Annotated in this window: 19 protein-coding genes; 4 read left to right on the top strand and 15 right to left on the bottom strand. The window is 30.0% G+C overall.

From position 1 onward, the window contains the following. Positions 1-209 precede the first annotated feature (209 nt). The 3 genes from T483_RS0104360 to T483_RS0104370 all read right to left on the bottom strand — a co-directional run bounded on the left by T483_RS0104360 (position 210) and on the right by T483_RS0104370 (position 3,020). On the bottom strand, positions 210-977 hold the full coding sequence (locus T483_RS0104360; protein ID WP_026885738.1) for a hypothetical protein: 768 nt from the start codon (positions 975-977) through the stop codon (positions 210-212). A 107-nt stretch (positions 978-1,084) separates the two neighbouring features. Then, positions 1,085-1,747 carry a response regulator gene (locus tag T483_RS0104365; RefSeq protein WP_026885739.1) on the bottom strand — a complete coding sequence of 221 codons (663 nt, stop codon included), beginning with the start codon at positions 1,745-1,747 and terminating at the stop codon, positions 1,085-1,087. Continuing rightward, positions 1,740-3,020 carry a sensor histidine kinase gene (locus T483_RS0104370; RefSeq protein WP_026885740.1) on the bottom strand — a complete coding sequence of 427 codons (1,281 nt, stop codon included), beginning with the start codon at positions 3,018-3,020 and terminating at the stop codon, positions 1,740-1,742. The genes T483_RS0104365 and T483_RS0104370 overlap by 8 nt, the downstream gene beginning before the upstream one ends. A gap of 637 nt (positions 3,021-3,657) precedes the next feature. On the opposite strand from T483_RS0104370, the gene T483_RS0104375 reads away from it, so the two are divergent. Genes T483_RS0104375 through T483_RS0104390 form a run of 4 tightly spaced genes read left to right on the top strand, consistent with a single transcriptional unit; the run spans position 3,658 to position 5,958 of the window. Further along, a complete protein-coding gene (locus T483_RS0104375) occupies positions 3,658-4,623 on the top strand; it encodes a LiaF transmembrane domain-containing protein (RefSeq protein ID WP_026885741.1) in 966 nt (321 codons plus the stop codon). Positions 4,624-4,627: 4 nt separating this feature from the next. Next, positions 4,628-5,164 carry an RNA polymerase sigma factor gene (locus tag T483_RS0104380; protein WP_026885742.1) on the top strand — a complete coding sequence of 179 codons (537 nt, stop codon included), beginning with the start codon at positions 4,628-4,630 and terminating at the stop codon, positions 5,162-5,164. Further along, entirely contained in the window at positions 5,145-5,450 is a 306-nt protein-coding gene (locus tag T483_RS0104385; RefSeq protein ID WP_023975227.1) for a hypothetical protein, read from the top strand. The genes T483_RS0104380 and T483_RS0104385 overlap by 20 nt, the downstream gene beginning before the upstream one ends. 4 nt (positions 5,451-5,454) lie before the next feature. After that, the gene (locus tag T483_RS0104390) at positions 5,455-5,958 is read left to right on the top strand and encodes a hypothetical protein (protein ID WP_026885743.1); all 504 of its coding nucleotides are present in this window, start codon (positions 5,455-5,457) and stop codon (positions 5,956-5,958) included. A gap of 400 nt (positions 5,959-6,358) precedes the next feature. On the opposite strand, the gene T483_RS0104395 is transcribed toward T483_RS0104390, so the two are convergent. The 12 genes from T483_RS0104395 to T483_RS0104450 all read right to left on the bottom strand — a co-directional run bounded on the left by T483_RS0104395 (position 6,359) and on the right by T483_RS0104450 (position 19,230). Beyond that, positions 6,359-8,077: a methyl-accepting chemotaxis protein gene (locus T483_RS0104395; RefSeq protein WP_026885744.1), complete on the bottom strand. Its 1,719-nt coding sequence runs from the start codon at positions 8,075-8,077 to the stop codon at positions 6,359-6,361. Positions 8,078-9,188: 1,111 nt separating this feature from the next. Next, entirely contained in the window at positions 9,189-10,904 is a 1,716-nt protein-coding gene (locus T483_RS0104400; RefSeq protein WP_026885745.1) for a methyl-accepting chemotaxis protein, read from the bottom strand. Between the two features lie 344 nt (positions 10,905-11,248). Further along, entirely contained in the window at positions 11,249-11,680 is a 432-nt protein-coding gene (locus tag T483_RS0104405; RefSeq protein ID WP_026885746.1) for an MOSC domain-containing protein, read from the bottom strand. Between the two features lie 8 nt (positions 11,681-11,688). Further along, on the bottom strand, positions 11,689-12,159 hold the full coding sequence (moaC, locus tag T483_RS0104410) for a cyclic pyranopterin monophosphate synthase MoaC (RefSeq protein ID WP_017212001.1): 471 nt from the start codon (positions 12,157-12,159) through the stop codon (positions 11,689-11,691). 4 nt (positions 12,160-12,163) lie between these two features. Next, complete coding sequence (gene moaA, locus T483_RS0104415; RefSeq protein WP_026885747.1) at positions 12,164-13,120, bottom strand: GTP 3',8-cyclase MoaA; 957 nt, start codon at positions 13,118-13,120, stop codon at positions 12,164-12,166. Further along, positions 13,113-13,739 carry a molybdenum cofactor guanylyltransferase gene (locus tag T483_RS0104420; protein WP_026885748.1) on the bottom strand — a complete coding sequence of 209 codons (627 nt, stop codon included), beginning with the start codon at positions 13,737-13,739 and terminating at the stop codon, positions 13,113-13,115. Before T483_RS0104420 ends, moaA begins: the two co-directional genes overlap by 8 nt. Positions 13,740-13,743: 4 nt before the next feature. Further along, positions 13,744-14,313, bottom strand: coding sequence for a 4Fe-4S dicluster domain-containing protein (locus T483_RS0104425; protein WP_026885749.1), 570 nt, complete (start codon positions 14,311-14,313; stop codon positions 13,744-13,746). Beyond that, complete coding sequence (locus T483_RS0104430; RefSeq protein WP_026885750.1) at positions 14,314-15,699, bottom strand: [FeFe] hydrogenase, group A; 1,386 nt, start codon at positions 15,697-15,699, stop codon at positions 14,314-14,316. 18 nt (positions 15,700-15,717) lie between these two features. Continuing rightward, positions 15,718-16,272, bottom strand: a complete 555-nt coding sequence (locus tag T483_RS0104435) for a 4Fe-4S dicluster domain-containing protein (protein ID WP_026885751.1) — start codon at positions 16,270-16,272, stop codon at positions 15,718-15,720. Between the two features lie 421 nt (positions 16,273-16,693). Next, positions 16,694-17,485 carry a formate dehydrogenase accessory sulfurtransferase FdhD gene (fdhD, locus tag T483_RS0104440; RefSeq protein ID WP_026885752.1) on the bottom strand — a complete coding sequence of 264 codons (792 nt, stop codon included), beginning with the start codon at positions 17,483-17,485 and terminating at the stop codon, positions 16,694-16,696. Continuing rightward, on the bottom strand, positions 17,463-18,041 hold the full coding sequence (gene mobB / locus T483_RS0104445; protein ID WP_026885753.1) for a molybdopterin-guanine dinucleotide biosynthesis protein B: 579 nt from the start codon (positions 18,039-18,041) through the stop codon (positions 17,463-17,465). The genes fdhD and mobB overlap by 23 nt, the downstream gene beginning before the upstream one ends. Then, positions 18,019-19,230 (bottom strand): molybdopterin molybdotransferase MoeA, encoded by a 1,212-nt coding sequence (locus T483_RS0104450; protein WP_026885754.1) that lies wholly within the window; start codon positions 19,228-19,230, stop codon positions 18,019-18,021. Before T483_RS0104450 ends, mobB begins: the two co-directional genes overlap by 23 nt. Between the last annotated feature and the right edge of the window lie 55 nt (positions 19,231-19,285).

Here is a 19,285-nt window from a genome sequence, read left to right on the forward strand (position 1 = left end):
GTTCCGAAAATCTATGAAAATACAGTAAAGCCTTATTTATAAACTTTACTGTATTTTATACAAGCTATTTACCTTATCGTCAAGTATATCCCAATATACAAAGATACATATTGAATTAAAAATAAAAATGCCTCCTATGATAATTTTATTTTTCATAGAAAGCCATTATTTCTATTAGATTGCAAACTATCTACATCCTCTTAACTATTTCATTGATAATAATTTTTAATATAAGCCACCCATTCATTGTATATATCTTCATCAGATTTTCCAAATACCGTTTCATAATCTTCTGTTTTAATTATCTGCATTAATTTTTCCCATCCATATTTTTTATCTATATACTCTATATAGGTATTGGCAAAGGTGTAACCTCCCATCTTTGAAAATTTAACTGGATTGCTAGTCTTAATTTCTGAAAAAGTTGGAATATGCATATTGTAGGTATATTTTTTGTAAAAAGGCTCTTCATTGGATAGATATAAAGCCATTCCTTCAGTTAACCATAATCTAATATGTGGATTTATTATACTTACATAGGCATGAACCATTTCATGTAAAGCAGCTTGTTTATTATTATCATAGTCATGAACCTTTCCTGGATTTGCAGGCGATGTCAATATAACATTCGTTCCTATATTATCACCAATATACCAGTCTAAACCTAACATTGGCCCTATTAGTCCATATTTTTTCATTTGCATTGTAGATTGATGATCATAAATATAAATATTAACATTTTGCTTTTCACTAAATCCTAATTTTTTAGCTAATTCACCAGCTCTTGCATTAGCTAACTGAAAAACATCCTTAGCTGCCGCCTCTTCATCTTCATAATAAACATTCACCCATTCCCCTTCAATAACATGCATATTTGATGTTTTTAATCTAAGAGTTGGAATAAGATTAATAAAAATAAGTAATGCAGCTATCACAAAAATAATTCCAAATACTTTAACTGATTTATTTCTTTTCATTTCTTTTTCCTCATTTCTATCTTCTTTCCTATAGAATAACTAAAATATCATTCATAAAAAAGTAACCAGAGTCATTATTTTCATATGACTCTGGTCATGTTTAATTATTAAGAAAATATTTTTGCAAGCTTTAAGGCTAACATTGTCCTATCCTTTATTTCCGTTTTATCATAAATAGTACTTATATAATTTTTTACTGTACCTTCAGAAATATATAAGAATTCTGCTATTTGAGAATTTGTATATCCATCTGAAAGCAACTGACAAATCTCTATTTCTCTTTCAGTTAAATTTTTTAGTAAATCAACATTAAGATATTTTCCTTTATCTGTATTTTCATTTGAGCGTTTTAACATTATATTTGCTAATGCAGTCATTACTTTACTATCAAGCATGCTTTGACCATTCATAACATTAAAAATTCCTTGGACAATAACTTTTGTTCCTGCATCTTTTAATAAGTATCCATCTGCCCCATGTATCACTGCCTTCACAATGTTTTCTTCATCATAAAAAGTGGTCAAAACAAGTATTTTAATCTTAGGATATATTGTTTTTACCTTTGATATCAATTCTTGTCCCGACATTCCTTCCATATTTAAGTCTACTAATGCTATATCTACTTGTTCTTTCTCTAAAATATCTAATGCTTCTTTTCCATCATGCGCTAATCCTGTTATTGTAAAAGATTCATTCATAGATAAGATTAACTCAAGGCTTTCTAAAAGAAGTTTTTCATCATCTACTATTAATATTCTAATTTTATTCATTCTTATCACCTGCTCTTGTTGGAATTTTTAGCATTACCAGAAGTCCTTCTTGATTTTCTATTTTTAAAATCCCACCTATAGAAATTAAGTAGTTTCTGATTTTTCTAATTCCAAATCCAGAGTCCAATAATTCCTCATAATTTCTCATACTCTCTATACCTGTTCCATTGTCCTGAACTATTATATTTATATTACTTCTATCTACATTTATAATAACAATAATAGCCGTTGCATTTCCATGCTTTACACTATTTGTAACTAGTTCCTGCAATGCTCCTATTAAGAAGTCAATTCTTTCTATACAAATACTCTGCGTTTTTAATTGCTGTTCACTATAATCGATTTTAGCTCTTATTTTAATATTAAAATCATTTTTTAATTTATCAATATTTGCATTTATCAATTTCATCACATCATCTATGGTTTGTCCATTTTCTTTTGTGTTTACTCCACGAACCGCTTTTCTAATGGCTTCAAGGCTCTCACGCATTCTTATATTAGCAAATTTTATTTTTTCCATTGCCTTTTTAGAATTCGTATTGTAAATTGCTTCTGCCGCATCCAAACTCACAATCGCCGCCATTATTGTATGACCAACGCTATTATGTATATCTCTGCTTACCTTCTCCCGCTCCTCATATTTTATCTTCTGCAGAGCAATAGATTTTTCCAGTTCAAAAACCTCTTTATCTTTTATAAACTTATGGTAATTAAGCATGAGTCCAGAAGTACGATTACATAATATATAAAACAAGCTTCCACAGCATAAATATTGAAGTATTCTTGGCACTGCTCCATATAGCATTATATTTTTTAATCCAGTAAAGGGTTCAACCCATGGTTCCATCAAAAAATTAAAGCTAAGTAAATGGGCTATTAATATATTAAATACTGATTCAATAATTACTACTATAAGCTGTTTCTTTCTAAAATACATAGATGCTAATATTGTTGGAATAACAAACATTAAAACTGTTTGAAATGTTAATAATGTATAACATATTCCTGTAGAAATCACAGCACAAGTAAGTATCAAATACTTTATCCATGGTTTCTTAAGTTCAAATATATCTACTAAAATTGTTGGCAGCAAAAGAGGAATTATAAGTAATGCATTCATTTTTACCATAACATTCTGCACGGCATCAAATACATGAATTAAATTTAAAAATCCTGCTGCAAAGCAAAAATACAAAACAATACGCATCGCCTTTGACACTGTTTTATTTGTTTCTATTTCATTTTTCCACAATAGCTCATCAAACTGGTTCATGTTATACCTCTTATCTGTAATATAAATCTAATAAAAATATTCTTAACTAAAATCTTCATTTAGATCTTTTAAAATTCTTCTAAATATGGCTGTATCAACTAAGATCTGAACTTATGCATATAGAGCTCTGAAATAGGATTATACTGTTGTTCCAGTTTTTAAGGGAACATTTCACAAAAGCATAATTCTTATTTCTAGTTGCGATATATTTTATAATATAAGTCCAACTTATAATGACTTATCTATCATTTCTGGAAATTTGCTCATTACTCTAAAGATATTTTTTCCTATTGTGTTAAAGTTAATATTAACAACCTTATTTATAATATAAATCCATAATTTCCTAAATATTCATTATAACTAGTATAACATAAATAGCAGAGAGTTATTTAGATTATGCTAATAATTTACCTTCTTCAAATTCTATAATATATCTTCTTTTTCTCCACTCTCATAATTCTACAGCTTCTCCTAATGATTATTATTTTATTATCCTTAACTTCTTTCCATATGGCTTTTAACCTTATATAAATTCAAACTTTTAAATATATATTTAAATTTTTTTATTTTAAACGTGGGATTATACATGCATCTTACGTCTAAATATATGAAAATAAAATTCATGGAGGATTTTTATATGCGAAAAATAGGCACAACTACTTCTGCTATCTGCTTTATACTTTTAGGTATTTGGATTATGATTAATTCCAACAATCCGGATTTAGGAAGAAAACTCATAAAATTTTGGCCCATAATTATTATTTTAATAGGTATAGAAATTTTGTATTACACTTTAATAAAAAAAGAAAATGAAAGAATACGGATAAGTGGTCTTGTTTTTCTTATAATAATAGTTTTCTTTTTCACAAATATATCTACAGACATTTTTAATAATATAAAACAAAATAATTCTTCCTTTAATTTAGACACAAATTTCTTTGATAATGTCTTTACAAGTAAAAATTTACAATCTATTGATAAAAAAATCACTTTAGATCCTATTGGTAATAATCTAAATTTTGAAACATTAAATGGTAAGCTGAATATAGAAAAAGCGACTGACAACAAAATAACTATAGATACTGAATTGTATATAAAGCAAAACAGCACTTCAAAGGATTATGAATTGAATCCAACAACTGACTCAAATGGGTATACACTAAAAATTGTAGATGATAATATAGATTCAATTAAAGCCACTATCTATATACCTGAAGGATATGATGTTTCTATAAAGGGGGGTAACCTAAATGTAGATAGTAATAGTGATGTAAGACTTGATGCTTTAAATATAAATGCATCTAATGGAAAATTTGATTTACAAGGCGACATTCCTAATTCGTCTCTAAAGTTAGAAAATGGTAAAATAGATTTAAGCAATAATTTATGTAAACACATCGATGTTTCTATGAATAATGGTTCAATCTCTTTAGATTCAAAAGACAAAAATTTATCAATCAATACAGATATAAATCGTGGTACATGCAAGATAAATGATGAAAAAAGAGTCAATTCTGGAATTTCTAAAAATATCGGTACTGGTGAGGGCATAGTTAAAGCTAAATTAAATAATGGAACCATTAAAATAAATAGTGGAGAGTGAAAAAATGGAGGAGCAAGAATTCGTTGAAAAAATGAAAACCAAAGATGAAAATGCTTTTATTTACATGGTAGACGTTTATAAAAAAAGAATTCTCTCCTTATGCTATTCCTATACCTCTGATTATTATGAGGCAGAAGATTTATCCCAAGAGGTTTTTATAAGCGTATTTAATAATATTGATAAATTTAGAGAAGAGAGTTCCTTTTCTACTTATTTATACAAAATTACAACTTCAAAATGTATAGATTATACAAGAAAAAGAAGCATTAAAAACTTTTTAACTGGTCTCTTTATCTTTTCTAAGGAATCTACTCAGGATATAGATGAGCAAAATTTTATACGGCAAAGCATTCAATCTCTGCCACTAAATTTGAAAACCCCGCTTGTACTATATTATTATATTGGATTAACTCAAAAAGAAATTGCAGATATATTAAACTTACCTTTAAAAACAATTGAAGGGAGAATTTATAGAGCTAAAAATAAATTAAAAAATATTATTGAAACGGAGGTTCCATTTTATGCAGAACAAAAGAGATGATTTTGATACTATAATTATTAATTCCTTTAAAAATATAACCGTATCTGATGAGTATAATAAAAAACTAATGCAAAAACTTCATAAAAAGCAGCTTCCTGATTCTAAGAGAAATAATCTAATCCCTTCCTACGCTTTAATTGCTGCTGGTTTACTTAGTATATTTCTTAGTATTACTAGTCTTCAGGTGCACATTACAAACTTTGAATCACGTTTTTTTGACAAAGCTGTAATTACTGAAATTAACCAACATTCTATTATTAATTTTATAAAACAATTAGGAGAGTGAAAATATGAACAATAGAAATAGTTTTCTTACTTTTGTAACTGCCTGCATTCCTGGCGTTGGATATATGTATCATGGGCTAATCAAAAAAGGAGTCCAGGTTTTATTCTTATATATGCTTATTGGACCTATTTTATCTTTTGTAGGACTTGGTTTCTTATCTCATTTAATTAAAATTTGCATATGGTTTTATACTTTCTTTGATACATTTGCTGTTTCAAGCAAAATAAAACGTGGAGAATATGTGCCTGATTCTGAATTTATTTTTAAGAATTACGTTAACACAGAAAATTCTTACAGCGTAACTCCTACATGGAACGAAAGAATTAACAGACAAGGTTGGGTAATATTGGGTTCCTTTTTAATTATTCTTGGAATCTTATCTATCTTAAATCAAGTTTTTATAGATAGCGATATTTACAAATATATCAGATCTTATGCTTCGCAATATTTCATTCCTATAATATTTATTGTCATAGGTGTTTTGATTTTATTTAGGAAAAAAGACTAAAAATTGAATACCTTCCTCATGAAAACCCACTACCATCTGTAAGTTGCTATTCAAGCAGCATGCAAATGGTAGTGGGTTTTATTGTAGAGGCGAAACACGACCTTTGAAATCCATTAGTAACTAATACTATAAAGAAAATTATCTTCATATAGTATTTCAGAATCTATATCAGCCTCGTTCCCCAATTCCACAGTGTTAAGACTAACTCTTGCTCATTTATAAATAAAAATATATCTTTAACTGTTTCTTTGGTAATTCTTCCTCTATTATTTTACAAGAATTTATATCTGTTTCCATAGTGAATTTAATTATGGTATAACCGTAACATTCTACTGACCCAGACTTTGAAGTATCGATTCCGAGACAACATATTTTTATTTGGTGATTAATTAGTATTAATTTATATATTAAATTTTTGTATCATATTATTAAGCTTTTGTGCAAGTTCAGCTTGGCTTTGTGAAGATTTTGCAATATCAGTAATAGCAAATGTTATTTCATTAACACTTCTCAATATTTCGTCAGAGCCAGTTGCAGATTCTTGAGCAACTTCAGAAACATTTTGTATAGAACCGCCTACTTGCATTACTACTTGGTTCATTTTTTTTGATGCTGCTGCAAATTCTTCTATTATGTCATTCATAAATTCAGCATCCTTTTCATATTGAATTCCTGTATCCATAAGAAATCTATAACTAGGTTTTACATTATTGCTCATAAAATCAAGAACATCTTGTCCGCTCTTTGAAAGACTTCCAACTGCAATCTGAACCTGTGATACCATGTTTTGAATATTAGCAACTGCTGCTGAAGATTGTTCTGCAAGTTTTCTTACTTCATCAGCAACTACAGCAAATCCTTTTCCTTGTTCACCTGCTCTTGCTGCTTCTATAGCTGCATTTAAAGCAAGCAAATTGGTTTGTTCAGCTATGGTTCCAATAGAATCGGCCATCATTTTAACTTCTCCTACAACCTTAGAATTTTCGATAGCTTTTAAAATATTTTCACGATTTTCATCATAAATTAAATTACCTTGTTCTATATTTTTTAATGCTTTATCCTTTATATCAATAGCACGCTTCTTTATTTCATTAACAGATATTGTCGCATTACTCGCATTTTTTTCAAGCATATTAGTGTTAGCACCTATTTCTTCTGCTGAAGTAGTTACCTCTTGCGTAGTAGCACTTAAATCTTGAGTTCGTTTAGATATTTGTTCTGTAGATTGATTTACTACCTCCATTTGAGATGAAATTTCTTCAGTTGTCGCAGAAAGCTCTTCACTTGTTGCACTTATATCACTCGAACTGTTTGTTATTTGAATTATTAGATTTTTAATATTTTCCTTTGCAGTATTTAGTGCTTTTGAAAGATTACCTACTTCATCCCTTGATTCAACCTCTATAGATTTAGTTAAGTCTCCGCTTCCAATAGCTTCTGCAAATACTAATATTTTCTTAATCTTTCTTGAAATTGTAAGAGCCATTGATAAACCTATTGCGAAGCTAATAAGCGCACCTACTATAACAATGCCTGATAGCATTTTAAAATACTTATTAAATGTAGTATCACTGTCGATTGATTTGACTTCTGCTGAAGCTGTATTATCGTCTACTATAGAAATCAAACCTTCTTTAATTGGTTTTCTAAGTATATTATACTCTTCTTTATAGGCTTTTGTAGCCGCTTCATAGTTACCACTCTTAACTAAATCTTCTACCTTTTTCATCGAATTAATATATTCAGGTAGTGAAGCTTTTACTTTATTATAGTTTTCCTTTTCTTCATCATTAGCAAAAGGTATACTCTCATATTCTTCAAAAAGTTGGGTGTTTTTTGCTTCAATGTTTTCTATATCAGTTTTCATAGCATCAACATCTTCTATAAGATTGACATTAATCATGTGTTCTAAATCTAATTTCTCTATATAACTGTTAGTTTGTATAGCATATATTTTCTGCAATCTTGTTAAGCTATTCGCGTATATGTAGTTAGCATTATTATTAATAATATGCATTCCCACTAGACCGACAGCTCCAACTATAATTAGAAATGCTGTGCTTATTATGCTAGTAACTACTAGCTTCTGTGATATTTTAAAATTATTAACCCATTTCATAAAAACACCCCTAAAATTATTTATTTTTATTATTATTCTCTAATTCATGCAATTAAGTTACCCTTTTCATGAATTAGGAAACAATTTGCAAAGTAGTTTATTTTGTTTAATCCTATTTCCATACCTTTAATTTTTCAATAATTCGATTCAGTTAAACAATATTATTTCATTTCCCCATAAATTTTTACTTTTTTTACAATTTATTAACTAAAATCAAGATTTTATACAATTAATATATCATATTATTTGTCGAATTACAATTTATTATAATAATTCTTGATTATTTTCCAATATTTATTGAGCAATCCATTTTATAATTATTGTCAAACTTTAAAATGCACTATAAATAAATTAGCTCTGGATGTAGCTATTTCAGTAAATCGTATCTTGTTTCTAAAGTATCTTACTTAACTTTATTAATTTTCTGAACGGATAAGAAATTTTGACTATACATACCCTGAGCATTTTTTCTCTGTAGCATTGAATTAATAAAGTTCTCTCCAAGATTTCTTCTCATTACTTTTATTAAGATATTTTTCAAAACTTCTGCTACGTAAAAAATAAAGCCCACGATGTTTCTAATCGTTGGGTTTATGGTAGAGCAAAGCATGACCTTTGAAGTCCACTAATAAATTTCTTCTAAATATAGATAAACAACTTATAAATTAGACTTATTATATGAACATATTTACAAAATTGCTAGTACTTTGAGCTCATATCTTCACTAGAAATCATAAATATATTTGTGTAGAAAACATTTGAAAATGAGCTGTTAAAGGTTCTTAGCTGTAGGTTGTTCCATTTTAGCTTGTCAAACTGAAAGTTGGAGCATGCTAAAGTGGATACAACCTGCTGCTTAGAAGCTTCAGCGATATTTTCATAGCTTTTCGGAACAAAATATTTATGATTTCGGTAAGTTACCACATAAGTTCAGTTCTTAGTTGGGGTATCTATATTAAAGAAAGTTTAATTCAAAAACTTAACAAAAGATTTACATTTTTAAATTTGTAGTCACTTTATAAGGCCCTAAAATGCTGATCAATAACATTTCAGGGCCAATTTTAAATATATAATTTTATTTTATTCAATGGTTCAATTAAATTTTAAGAATTTATATTTTAAATTTTTGCACCAATTCATCCAAATCTTGCGCTAACTCTGCTTGACTTTGGGTTGAATCTGCGACTTCAGTTACCGCTTTTGTAATTTCACTAATACTAGCTAATACTTCTTCTGAGCTAGCGGCTGAATCCGCAGCTGTAGTTGAAACCCCTTCAAAAGCCTTATTAACTTGTGTTACTGTCTCATTCATATGTTTGGCAGTATTAAATATATCAGTAGCCATATCGCTTACAAACCTTGCATCTTTTTCATATTGTATACCAGTATCTAATAACAACGTGTAACTTGGCCTCACGTTATTTACCATATAGTCTAATATGTCTTGTCCGCTAGAAGATAATTCATCAAAGGCCGCTCTTACTTGAGTAACCATATTTTGAATTTGGGTTACAGCTTCAGAAGATTGCTCAGCTAATTTTCTAACTTCTTCAGCAACTACAGCAAATCCTTTTCCTTGCTCTCCAGCTCTTGCAGCCTCTATAGCAGCATTTAATGCGAGAAGATTAGTTTGTTCAGATATACTGCCAATAGATTCAGCCATTAGTTTAACTTCCTCAACAACCTTGCCAGCTTCAATAGCTTTTATAATATTAAGTCTTTTTTCTTCATAAATTTCATTATTTTGTTTTATGTTCTCTGTAGCTTTTTCTTTTATTTCAATAGCTCTTTTATTTATATCATTACCAGATTTTTTAGATTCTTCAGCCTTGCGCTCTAAGTTACTTGTATTCATTGCTATTTCATCCATTGATGCTTGAACTTCTTCTGTAGTAGCACTTAAATCTTGAGCTCCCTTAGCAATTGTTTCTGTAGCTTGACTAGAAGATTGCATCATTGATGATATTTCTTCGGTAGTGGCTGACAAGTTTCCACTAGTTGAGTTTATCTTTTCTGCACCGTTAAATATTTGTGATATAAGTTCTTTTATATTTTTATCAGCTTTATTTAGTGCCTTAGAAAGTCTTCCTATTTCATCTTGGCTGTCTAATTCTATTTCTTGAGTTAAATCTCCATCACCAATTGCTTCAGCAAAATTTAGAACCTTATTTAATTGTTTAGCTATAACAATTGAGATAAATGTTCCAAGTGCTATAGCAAGTGCTAATCCTAAAACTATAACAAATATTATTATATATAAAGACGAAGTATATGTATTAGCATCCTGCTTGTATGAATTGGATGCGTTATCATCATTCGCTTGAATTAAAGTATCTAATCCCTTAAATAAATTAGCTCTGGATGTAGCTATTTCAGTAAATCTAGTTTTAGATTTTTCAAAGTCTTGTGCATCTGCCAACTTTATAACATCATTATAGATATTTCTAAATTCACTTAGATTGCTTTTTATATCCTTAAAAGTAGATTTTTGATCTTCAGTTAACAATTTTTTTTCATAATCATTAAGTATTGTATCTGTATCTGCAGCATAATCTTGAATTTCCTTTTCTAATCCAGCATTTTGATTTTCCTTATTTCCTTGATTTGATATTTTCAATAAATCATATCTTATTTCTAAAGTATCTTGCTTAACTTTATTAATTTTCTCAACGGATAAGAGATTCTGATTATACATATCCTGAGAATTTTTCTTGAGAGTCTGCATATTTCTTATTCCAACAGCTCCAACTAATACTATAAGCAAAGCTATAATAATAAAAGCTGGTATTAATTTTTTAGACATTTTTAGATTATTAAACCAATTCAATATAATTCCTCCTAAAACTACAATTATATGTAACTAAATATATATACCGTATTTTAACAGAAAAATCAACAATTATCCAATTACTTCACTACATTACAACAAAATTAGATTATACTATAATAAAATTTTATTATGTATTCTTCAAAGCTTCTGCTAAACGAAAAATAAACCACCAAAAAAATCTAATCTTAGATTTTCGTGGTGGTTTATAGTGGAGGTAATGGATATTAACTCCTTGTCCACAAAATTCAAAATAACTATCTCCTTAGGCAAATGAATTTACCTTTAAATTTCCTAAATATTATTGCATAAATTCCTTTGCTCTTTTATCTGATGTCTAGCCACTATAAAATTTCTATAGAATCTCCTGATCTAATCACTCCGCCTTGTATTATTCTTGTGAAGATTCCTTCTGTTGGCATAATGCACGTGCCAACTTGATTTTTTATAGCACAACCTTTATGGCACTCTTTCCCTATTTGCGTCACTTCTTGAATTGTTTCTCCTATTTTTAGCCTTGTCCCAACTGGCAATTCATGAAGAACAATACCTTCAGTTGTTATATTTTCTGCAAATTTCCCAGCATCTAAGTCACTTATCCCCATTTTAATCATTTTATCTATGCTTTCTTGAGCTAATAAGCTTACCTGTCTATGCCATTTTCCAGCATGGGCATCATCTTTTAAGCCATGCTCTTCTATGAAGATTCCTTCTTTTATAGGGGTTTTTATAACACCTTTTTTTTCACTAATATTTATTGATAATACTTTAGCCATAATTTTATTTAAATCTCCCTTATATATTCTCCACTTTTTCCACCGGTTTTCTTTATTAATCGGACATTTTCTATTACCATATCCTTATCAACAGCCTTGCACATATCATATATAGTAAGGGCTGCAGTTGTTACAGCTGTTAATGCTTCCATTTCAACGCCTGTTTTCCCAACTGTTGAAACTGTTGCTTCAATCTCTATTTCTTCTTCACCTATATTAAAATTTATATCAGACCCTGTTATAAAAATATTATGGCACATAGGAATTAAATCCGAGGTTTTTTTCACGCCCATTATTCCGCCAATTTGGGCAACTGATAAAACATCACCTTTTTTAATAAGGCCATCTTTTATCAAATCTACAGTTTCCTTTTTCATTTTAATTGATCCTCTTGCAATAGCAACTCTCTTTGTCTCATCCTTTTCACTCACATTTACCATATGAGCTCTTCCTTTTTCATTAAAATGAGTAAATTCCATAAAATCAACCTCCAATTGCTGTCATTTCTCTATTAATATAATTTCCGTTCTCTAATTCATGTTCTTTGGGCTTGCTTTTAATAGTATCAGTAATTACTGTCTTAATATCTTTACCTTCTCTAAGCAATTTCTTTAAATCCACTTCAGAGTTTGAGTGAAGACATGACTTTAGTTTTCCATCTGCTGTTAATCTTATTCTATTGCAATTTCCGCAAAACTTACATGATATAGGATTAATAAGCCCAACTTTCCCCTTTGCATTTGGAAGTTTATAATATCTTGCTGGAGAAGAAATATCTGCTGATTCTATTTCTATTAATTCTGGCATCTTTTCTAAAACTGTATCATTAGAAATATATTTATTAGATGACCAATGCTTTAGAGTACCTATTGGCATAAGTTCTATAAATCTTATTTCTATATCCTCATATTTTGTTAAATTTATAAAGTCTTCTATTTCATTTTCATTAAAGTCCTTTATTAAAACTACATTTAATTTGATTGGAGTGAGCCCACTCTTTTTAGCTGCTTCAATACCTTGAAGTACATCTTTGAGTTTGCCTACCTTAGTTATCTGTGAATATTTTTCTTCATTTAAAGTATCTAAGCTTATATTAAGTCTATTAAGACCTGCGTTTTTTAAATCTTTAGCATAATCCTTTAATAGAATTCCATTGGTAGTCATAGCTAAATCCCTAACTCCGCCTATTTTACCTATACCATCAATTAGCTTTAAAATATTTTTTCTTACTAAAGGCTCTCCCCCAGTTATCCTAACTTTATCTACACCTAATTCAACAAAGCTTTCAGTAATGGCTTCTATTTCTTCTAAAGTTAGAATCTCTTTATGCCACATCTTATCTATTCCTTTTTCAGGCATGCAATATTTGCATCTCAAATTACACAAATCTGTGACTGATATTCTCAAGTAATTTATCTTTCTGCCATACGAATCAAACATAATTTTCCTCCTGCTTATTCTTTTTATTATAAGCTTCTAAATCCTCTTTTGAGTTAAGATTCATAAACATATCAAAAGAATAATCATATTTTTTCAAAACATTTTCTTCAATAAAAATAGGCTCTATAATATCAATTAATCCCGCTATAGATCTTCTATTAAGTGATATAAGTTTTTCAACTTTAGGCAGTATATCTACGGAATAAAAGGCATTAAAAGGCTCAAACTTACCTTCTCTTTTAGCAACACAAGCATTTGCTTTACTATTTGTAAGCACTTTCTTAATATACTTAATATACTTTAAGTTTACATTAGGCATATCACAAGCTATAAAGTATACATATTTACTCTTACTTTCTTTAAGCCCACCATAGATTCCAGATAGAGGACCAATATCTTTTATTTCATCGCTAATTATTCTTATTCCGTCTTCTGCTGTTTTATACTCTTGTGGCTTATTTGTGACAATAATTATATCTTCAAATTCTTTACTTAGTTCATGAATTAACTTTTCCATAATTCTCACTTCATTAATTCTTAAAAACTGCTTATCAAAGCCCATTCGTGAACTTTTTCCACCTGCAAGTATCACTGCTGTTTTAAAAACTTCTACATCCATACACTTATAATATATTTAATAAATTAGCTGCAGCATTTTTTCTCTTTTCTGAAATGTCTTCATCTATAATTTTAGATTCAACTAATCTTAATGCTTCTGTAGGACATACTTCTACACAGGCAGGACCATTTTCCCTACCTATACATAAATCACATTTGTTTGCAACTAATCTTTCTTTATGTTCTAGCTTTCCGTCTTTATCACACATTAAGCCCTTTTGAATAACTTTCTCTCCAGCTTTATGTTCAACTATTATATCAATGGCACCAAAAGGACAAACTATTGCGCAAGATTTACAACCTATGCATGTATCTTTATTTATTAACACTACCCCGTCTTTATTTATAATCGAACCATTTGGACATGCATTAGCACACGGAGCATTTTCACAATGCCTACATTGAATTGGAGCACTTACATCTGCAGTTTTAATAACTTTTAAGCAAGGATTAAAATTAACCTTATCTTTACTTTGTACAAGTATGTTTTCTTCAGAATGTGCAACAACACATGCAGCCTCACAAGTTCTACATCCTATACATCTTTTTGGATTTGCTATAACAAAATTATTCATTTATATTTCCTCCTTCTTTCTCGAAACAAACTTTGTATGTAGTAGATGATGAGATTTTTCACCAAGAGGTTCTATTAAAAACTCTTCATATAATTTTTTTATAAAAGGATTTTCATGAGATTTTCTTATTTCAAGTTCAGAATCATGTTTATAGATACCTTTTTTTCTACTTACCAAGGCATTTCTTCTATCTATATCCAAGATAAACTTAGGTTGTCCACCACCACTTACACAACCTTCTGGGCAAGTCATAACTTCAATAAAGTCAAAGTCACACTTTCCTTCTTTTATATCTTCAAGTATTTGAACTACATTTTTCAAACCTGAAACCACTGCTATCTTTAGTGTTATCTTTGGCAATTTCACTTCTGCAACTCTAATGCCTTCACTGCCTCGTACAAAATTAAGTTCTAAATTACGAATAGATTTCTTTGTAAGCATCTCATAGCCGCTTCTAAGTGCAGCTTCCATTACACCACCAGTTACTCCAAAAATATTGCCAGCTCCAGTATAACTTCCAAGTGGTAAATCGAACTCTTCATCCTTTAAATTTTTAAAATCTATTTCATTATCTCTTATAAGCTGAGCAAATTCCCTTGTAGTAATAACTATATCTACATCCTTAAAACCACTATCTTGCATTTCTTCTCTATCACATTCAAATTGCTTGCAAGTACATGGCATTATAGCTACATTATATATCTTCTTAGGATCAACCTTATCTATTTTAGCACCATAAGTTTTAAAAATTGTTCCAGCCATTTGTTGTGGTGATTTACAGCTTGAAAGATGATTTAAAAGCTCTGGATAGCTTTGTTCCATAAATTTCACCCAGGCAGGACAACAAGAAGTAAACATCGGTAATTTCCCACCTTCTGTTACTCTTTTTATAAGTTCGCTGCCTTCTTCCATTATGGTTAAGTCCGCACCAAAGTTAGTATCGTAAATCCTGTTAAAGCCTAATCTTCGCAATGCTGCTGCCATTTTACCAGCTGTTAAACTACCAGGCTTAAGTCCGAATTCTTCACCTAAAGAAACTCTTACAGCTGGTGCACATTGAACTATAGTAACTAATTCTTCATTATGCAAAGCCTCTTTCACCTTAGCTGCATTTCCTTTGTTAAAAGCTGCAAATACTGGCTCCTTTACACTTTCAAGTAATCCTCTATCTCTTCTTTTCTCTTCTATTAAATGACTGTTTTCTCTATTTTCAAACGCATAAGAATTACATACCTGTATGCATTGTCCACAAGAAACACAAACATCATAATCAATCTCTTGAGGTTGTCCCACTTTACCTTGTATTGCATTTACAGGACAGACTTCAACACATTGCTGGCACCCAGTACATAACTCTTTATCAATATTTACAAAACCAATATCCATAAATTAAAATCCTCTCTCTTATAAGTTTAAATTACTTACTGCTCTTATGTTTCTTATTCTTTTTTCTTCTATGACATCGAATAATTTAAGAGCATCTTTAGGACATGCTTTTACACAAGCTGGTTCATCTTGTTCTTTACATAAATCGCATTTATATGCAACCTTTGTTTCTTTCTCTTCTAGCACTTCTTCAAATAATTCCTTCTGCACATTTTGCATAACTGGTTTTCCAGCCTTATATTTAGTTCCCATTTCAATAGCTCCAAACGGGCAAGCTACTGCACATGCTTTGCAACCTATACAAATTTCTTCATCAATTATTATTGCATTATCTTCATTTTTAATTGCATTTACAGGACAGACCTTTGCGCAAGGTGCATTTTCACAATGTCTACATTGAACTGGAACTGTAAAGTCCTTCTCTTTAATAACATGTATTCTAGAAATTATTGGTGTTTGTATATTTCCAACAGTGACTGATTCATTATGAGCCTTAAAGCAAGCTATTTCACAAGCCTTACACCCAACACACTTATTAGCATCTCCCACAATGAAAGAATTACAACTTTTCATATTAATTTCACTCCTCTGTACATTCAAGGCACTCCCAAGAAGATAATAGACCACCAAAACGCCGTATGACCTAAAATATCAAACATATTGATCTATTATTCCTGGGGTCTGTACCCAATACTTATAGATATCCAAATTTAAACATAGACTTATGTAGTATCTTCCCCAAATCATATATACCCACGACTTAAATTTCACTTATATTTTGAAATATACACATACCAGAAAAGGGAGGTACTCTTATGTGTAGTGTTACATTAGAGAACAAGTTGCTGGCATTTCTTCTGTAGAAGTTGTTCCATTTTTGCTTGTCCTGAAGCTTGTCTTTAGGAGCATGCAGAAATGGTGCAACTTCTACTGTTAGAAATCCTCAACTTATTCTCAGTAACCGAAACAACTGAGTACCTGTCATTTCGGTGAATTATTTCATAATTCTATATCCATTAGCATATATATTCATTTTGTTGCCTCTTACAAATCCAACTAATGTAATATTTAATCTTTTTGCAAGAGCCACTGAAAGGCTTGTAGGCGCTGATTTAGATATAATTATTGGTATTTCTAGCTTGGCCGCCTTTAATATCATTTCAAGAGAGACTCTTCCGCTAAGTATAACTGCTTTATCCTTAAGGAATATGCCTTTCATAAGTGATTCTCCAATAACCTTGTCCAAGGCATTATGTCTAGCTACATCTTCATACACTACAAGCATTTCATTGCTATCACATAATGCAACGCAGTGAACTCCTCCTGTGTTCTTAAAGACATCCGAATAATCTAAATTTGTTCTCATAAATTCGAATATCTTTTCAGTGTGCATTTTAGCATCACTTTCAACAGGTTTGCAGTTTAAGGAATCTAAGAAATTATCAATTCCATCAATTGATTGATCCTTTATACTTTCTAAATCAATTTTCTTAGAGAAAAAGCTTTCGCGAGCAGCATCTTTATTTTTAGTCTCAACCTCTGCAATTCCTTTTTCTTCATTTAAATTAAAAGATATTATATCTTCACTAGTATTTATTAAACCTTCTGTTCTTAAAAAGCCAACTGACAATGCTTTTAAGTTTTCTGGGCTACATAAAAGTGTAGCTAATTTTTTTCCATTAAGAAAAATTGTTAGTGGGTATTCTCTAACTAGAAGTTCATCTACATCTGCTTTAAAAATGCCTTCTTCTATTTTAAAAACTTTACATTCTAATGTTTTTTCCATTATTTATTTCTCCTTTGCGCACTTTAAAAATAATCTTATCCTCAATAAATTCAGCTATCTTATTCACATCATTGATATCTAATTGATCTATGTTCAAATTTAGCTTTTCATCAGTAGCTACTGCTAAAAATTTCGTTCTATCCAAACTCTCATTTTCACATAGAAGCTTTTGATCTACTTCTTTTCTATGAACTTCTATTTTAGGGTATCCATTATTTTTATATCCCTCTATGATTACCAAATCCATACCTACAAATAGTTCTAGTATTTCTTCAAGATCCTTTTCTTCCTTTAGCTTTTCTATCATAGCTATTTTTTCTTTTGATGAAATAACCATTTTGTCTGCTCCAGCTTTTACAAACCTATAACTGTCTTTTCCCTCTTTGTCAATTTCAAATTTGTGAGCATCATGTTTTAAGACTCCTATGTTATAGTTTTTTTCTTTTAACATAGGTATCAATGCTTCTATGAGCGTTGTCTTCCCTGTTCCAGATTTAGTTGCAACTATAGATATTACTTTAAGTTCACTTGATTTATTTAAAGATGAATTTTCCACTTAAAACTTCTCCTGCCTTTTTATATCCAATTCCTGCTGGCATTATTATTATTCCATTTGCCTTACTCATAGTAATTAACTGATTAGAACTTTGAGATCCAACTTTATATGCATATAACTTTCCGTTCTCAGCTTTTATATTTACATATATGTATTTACTTCTGCCTTCTTTTTCTTTAAAGTCTTCAGCTAGTATAACTTGGAGAGTATCATCACTCTCCATGTTTTTACCAAGCATTTTTTCACAAGCTGGCTTTACGAATTCTTCAAAGGTAGTTATTGCAGATAATGGATTGCCTGGTAAGCTAAAAAACATTTTTTTATCAATGACTGCAAAGCTTATTGGCTTTCCTGGCTTTATAGCTACAGATTGAAATTTTATATCAGCATTTATTTCATTCAATACTTGTTCTACAAAATCAAAATCTCCTACAGAAGCACCACCTGAAGTTATAACTATATCTGATTTTTCTAATGCTTCTTTAACTTTACTTTTTAACGTATCTTTTTTATCTTCAACAATTCCTAGGCATAAAGCTTCTAATCCTAAATTCTTAATTAATGCTTTTAGTGAATATTCATTGCTATTTCTTATTTGTCCAAACTTAGGAGTTTCATTTATATCTACAAGTTCATCACCTGTTGTAAGTATTGATATTACTGGATCTCTATGAACTTTAATTTTGCTATAACCTAAAGAAGCTAAAACTCCAATTTCAGTTGGCCTAATCAGTGTTCCTTTTCTTAAAGCAATATCTCCTACTTTAATTTCTTCACCAAGTTTTAGTACATTGCATCCATCTTTAACTTTCTCAGAAATATAAAGAGTATCTTCACGAACTTCTACTTTCTCAATTTGTATTACTGCATTTGCACCTTTAGGCACTGGTGCTCCTGTCATTATCTTCATTGCTTGCCCGTTTTTTAATTCTTTATCACTAAACTCCCCAGCTTTTATAAGATCAACTATCTCAAGCTTTATTGAAACTCCATCTTCATATAAATCAGTATCCTCACTTTTTATGGCATATCCATCCATTGCTGATTTATCAAATGGTGGAAGATTATCTCTAGAATATATATCTTCTGCTAGTACCTTATTTAAACAAGATAAAATATCCTTCTCTTCACATTCTAAGGCCTTAGATTCTTCCAAAATTATTCTTAAAGCTTCTTCTACACTAATCATTGCTGTTTCCTCCCTATAATGTTCACCTGATGGGCCCTATTTGGTAAACATATCT

This window comes from Clostridium beijerinckii HUN142 (genome assembly GCF_000621745.1).
Taxonomy (GTDB): domain Bacteria; phylum Bacillota; class Clostridia; order Clostridiales; family Clostridiaceae; genus Clostridium; species Clostridium beijerinckii_A.

Coding starts and splice junctions, on each gene's coding strand:
- T483_RS0104420 (WP_026885748.1), bottom strand. CDS start 13,739: ATGGATGTAGAAGTTTTTAAAACAGCAGTGATACTTGCAGGTGGAAAA.
- T483_RS0104375 (WP_026885741.1), top strand. CDS start 3,658: ATGCGAAAAATAGGCACAACTACTTCTGCTATCTGCTTTATACTTTTA.
- T483_RS0104385 (WP_023975227.1), top strand. CDS start 5,145: ATGCAGAACAAAAGAGATGATTTTGATACTATAATTATTAATTCCTTT.
- T483_RS0104360 (WP_026885738.1), bottom strand. CDS start 977: ATGAAAAGAAATAAATCAGTTAAAGTATTTGGAATTATTTTTGTGATA.
- fdhD (WP_026885752.1), bottom strand. CDS start 17,485: ATGGAAAAAACATTAGAATGTAAAGTTTTTAAAATAGAAGAAGGCATT.
- T483_RS0104370 (WP_026885740.1), bottom strand. CDS start 3,020: ATGAACCAGTTTGATGAGCTATTGTGGAAAAATGAAATAGAAACAAAT.
- T483_RS0104450 (WP_026885754.1), bottom strand. CDS start 19,230: ATGATTAGTGTAGAAGAAGCTTTAAGAATAATTTTGGAAGAATCTAAG.
- T483_RS0104395 (WP_026885744.1), bottom strand. CDS start 8,077: ATGAAATGGGTTAATAATTTTAAAATATCACAGAAGCTAGTAGTTACT.
- T483_RS0104425 (WP_026885749.1), bottom strand. CDS start 14,313: ATGAATAATTTTGTTATAGCAAATCCAAAAAGATGTATAGGATGTAGA.
- moaC (WP_017212001.1), bottom strand. CDS start 12,159: ATGGAATTTACTCATTTTAATGAAAAAGGAAGAGCTCATATGGTAAAT.
- T483_RS0104430 (WP_026885750.1), bottom strand. CDS start 15,699: ATGGATATTGGTTTTGTAAATATTGATAAAGAGTTATGTACTGGGTGC.
- moaA (WP_026885747.1), bottom strand. CDS start 13,120: ATGTTTGATTCGTATGGCAGAAAGATAAATTACTTGAGAATATCAGTC.
- T483_RS0104365 (WP_026885739.1), bottom strand. CDS start 1,747: ATGAATAAAATTAGAATATTAATAGTAGATGATGAAAAACTTCTTTTA.
- T483_RS0104405 (WP_026885746.1), bottom strand. CDS start 11,680: ATGGCTAAAGTATTATCAATAAATATTAGTGAAAAAAAAGGTGTTATA.
- T483_RS0104380 (WP_026885742.1), top strand. CDS start 4,628: ATGGAGGAGCAAGAATTCGTTGAAAAAATGAAAACCAAAGATGAAAAT.
- T483_RS0104390 (WP_026885743.1), top strand. CDS start 5,455: ATGAACAATAGAAATAGTTTTCTTACTTTTGTAACTGCCTGCATTCCT.
- T483_RS0104435 (WP_026885751.1), bottom strand. CDS start 16,272: ATGAAAAGTTGTAATTCTTTCATTGTGGGAGATGCTAATAAGTGTGTT.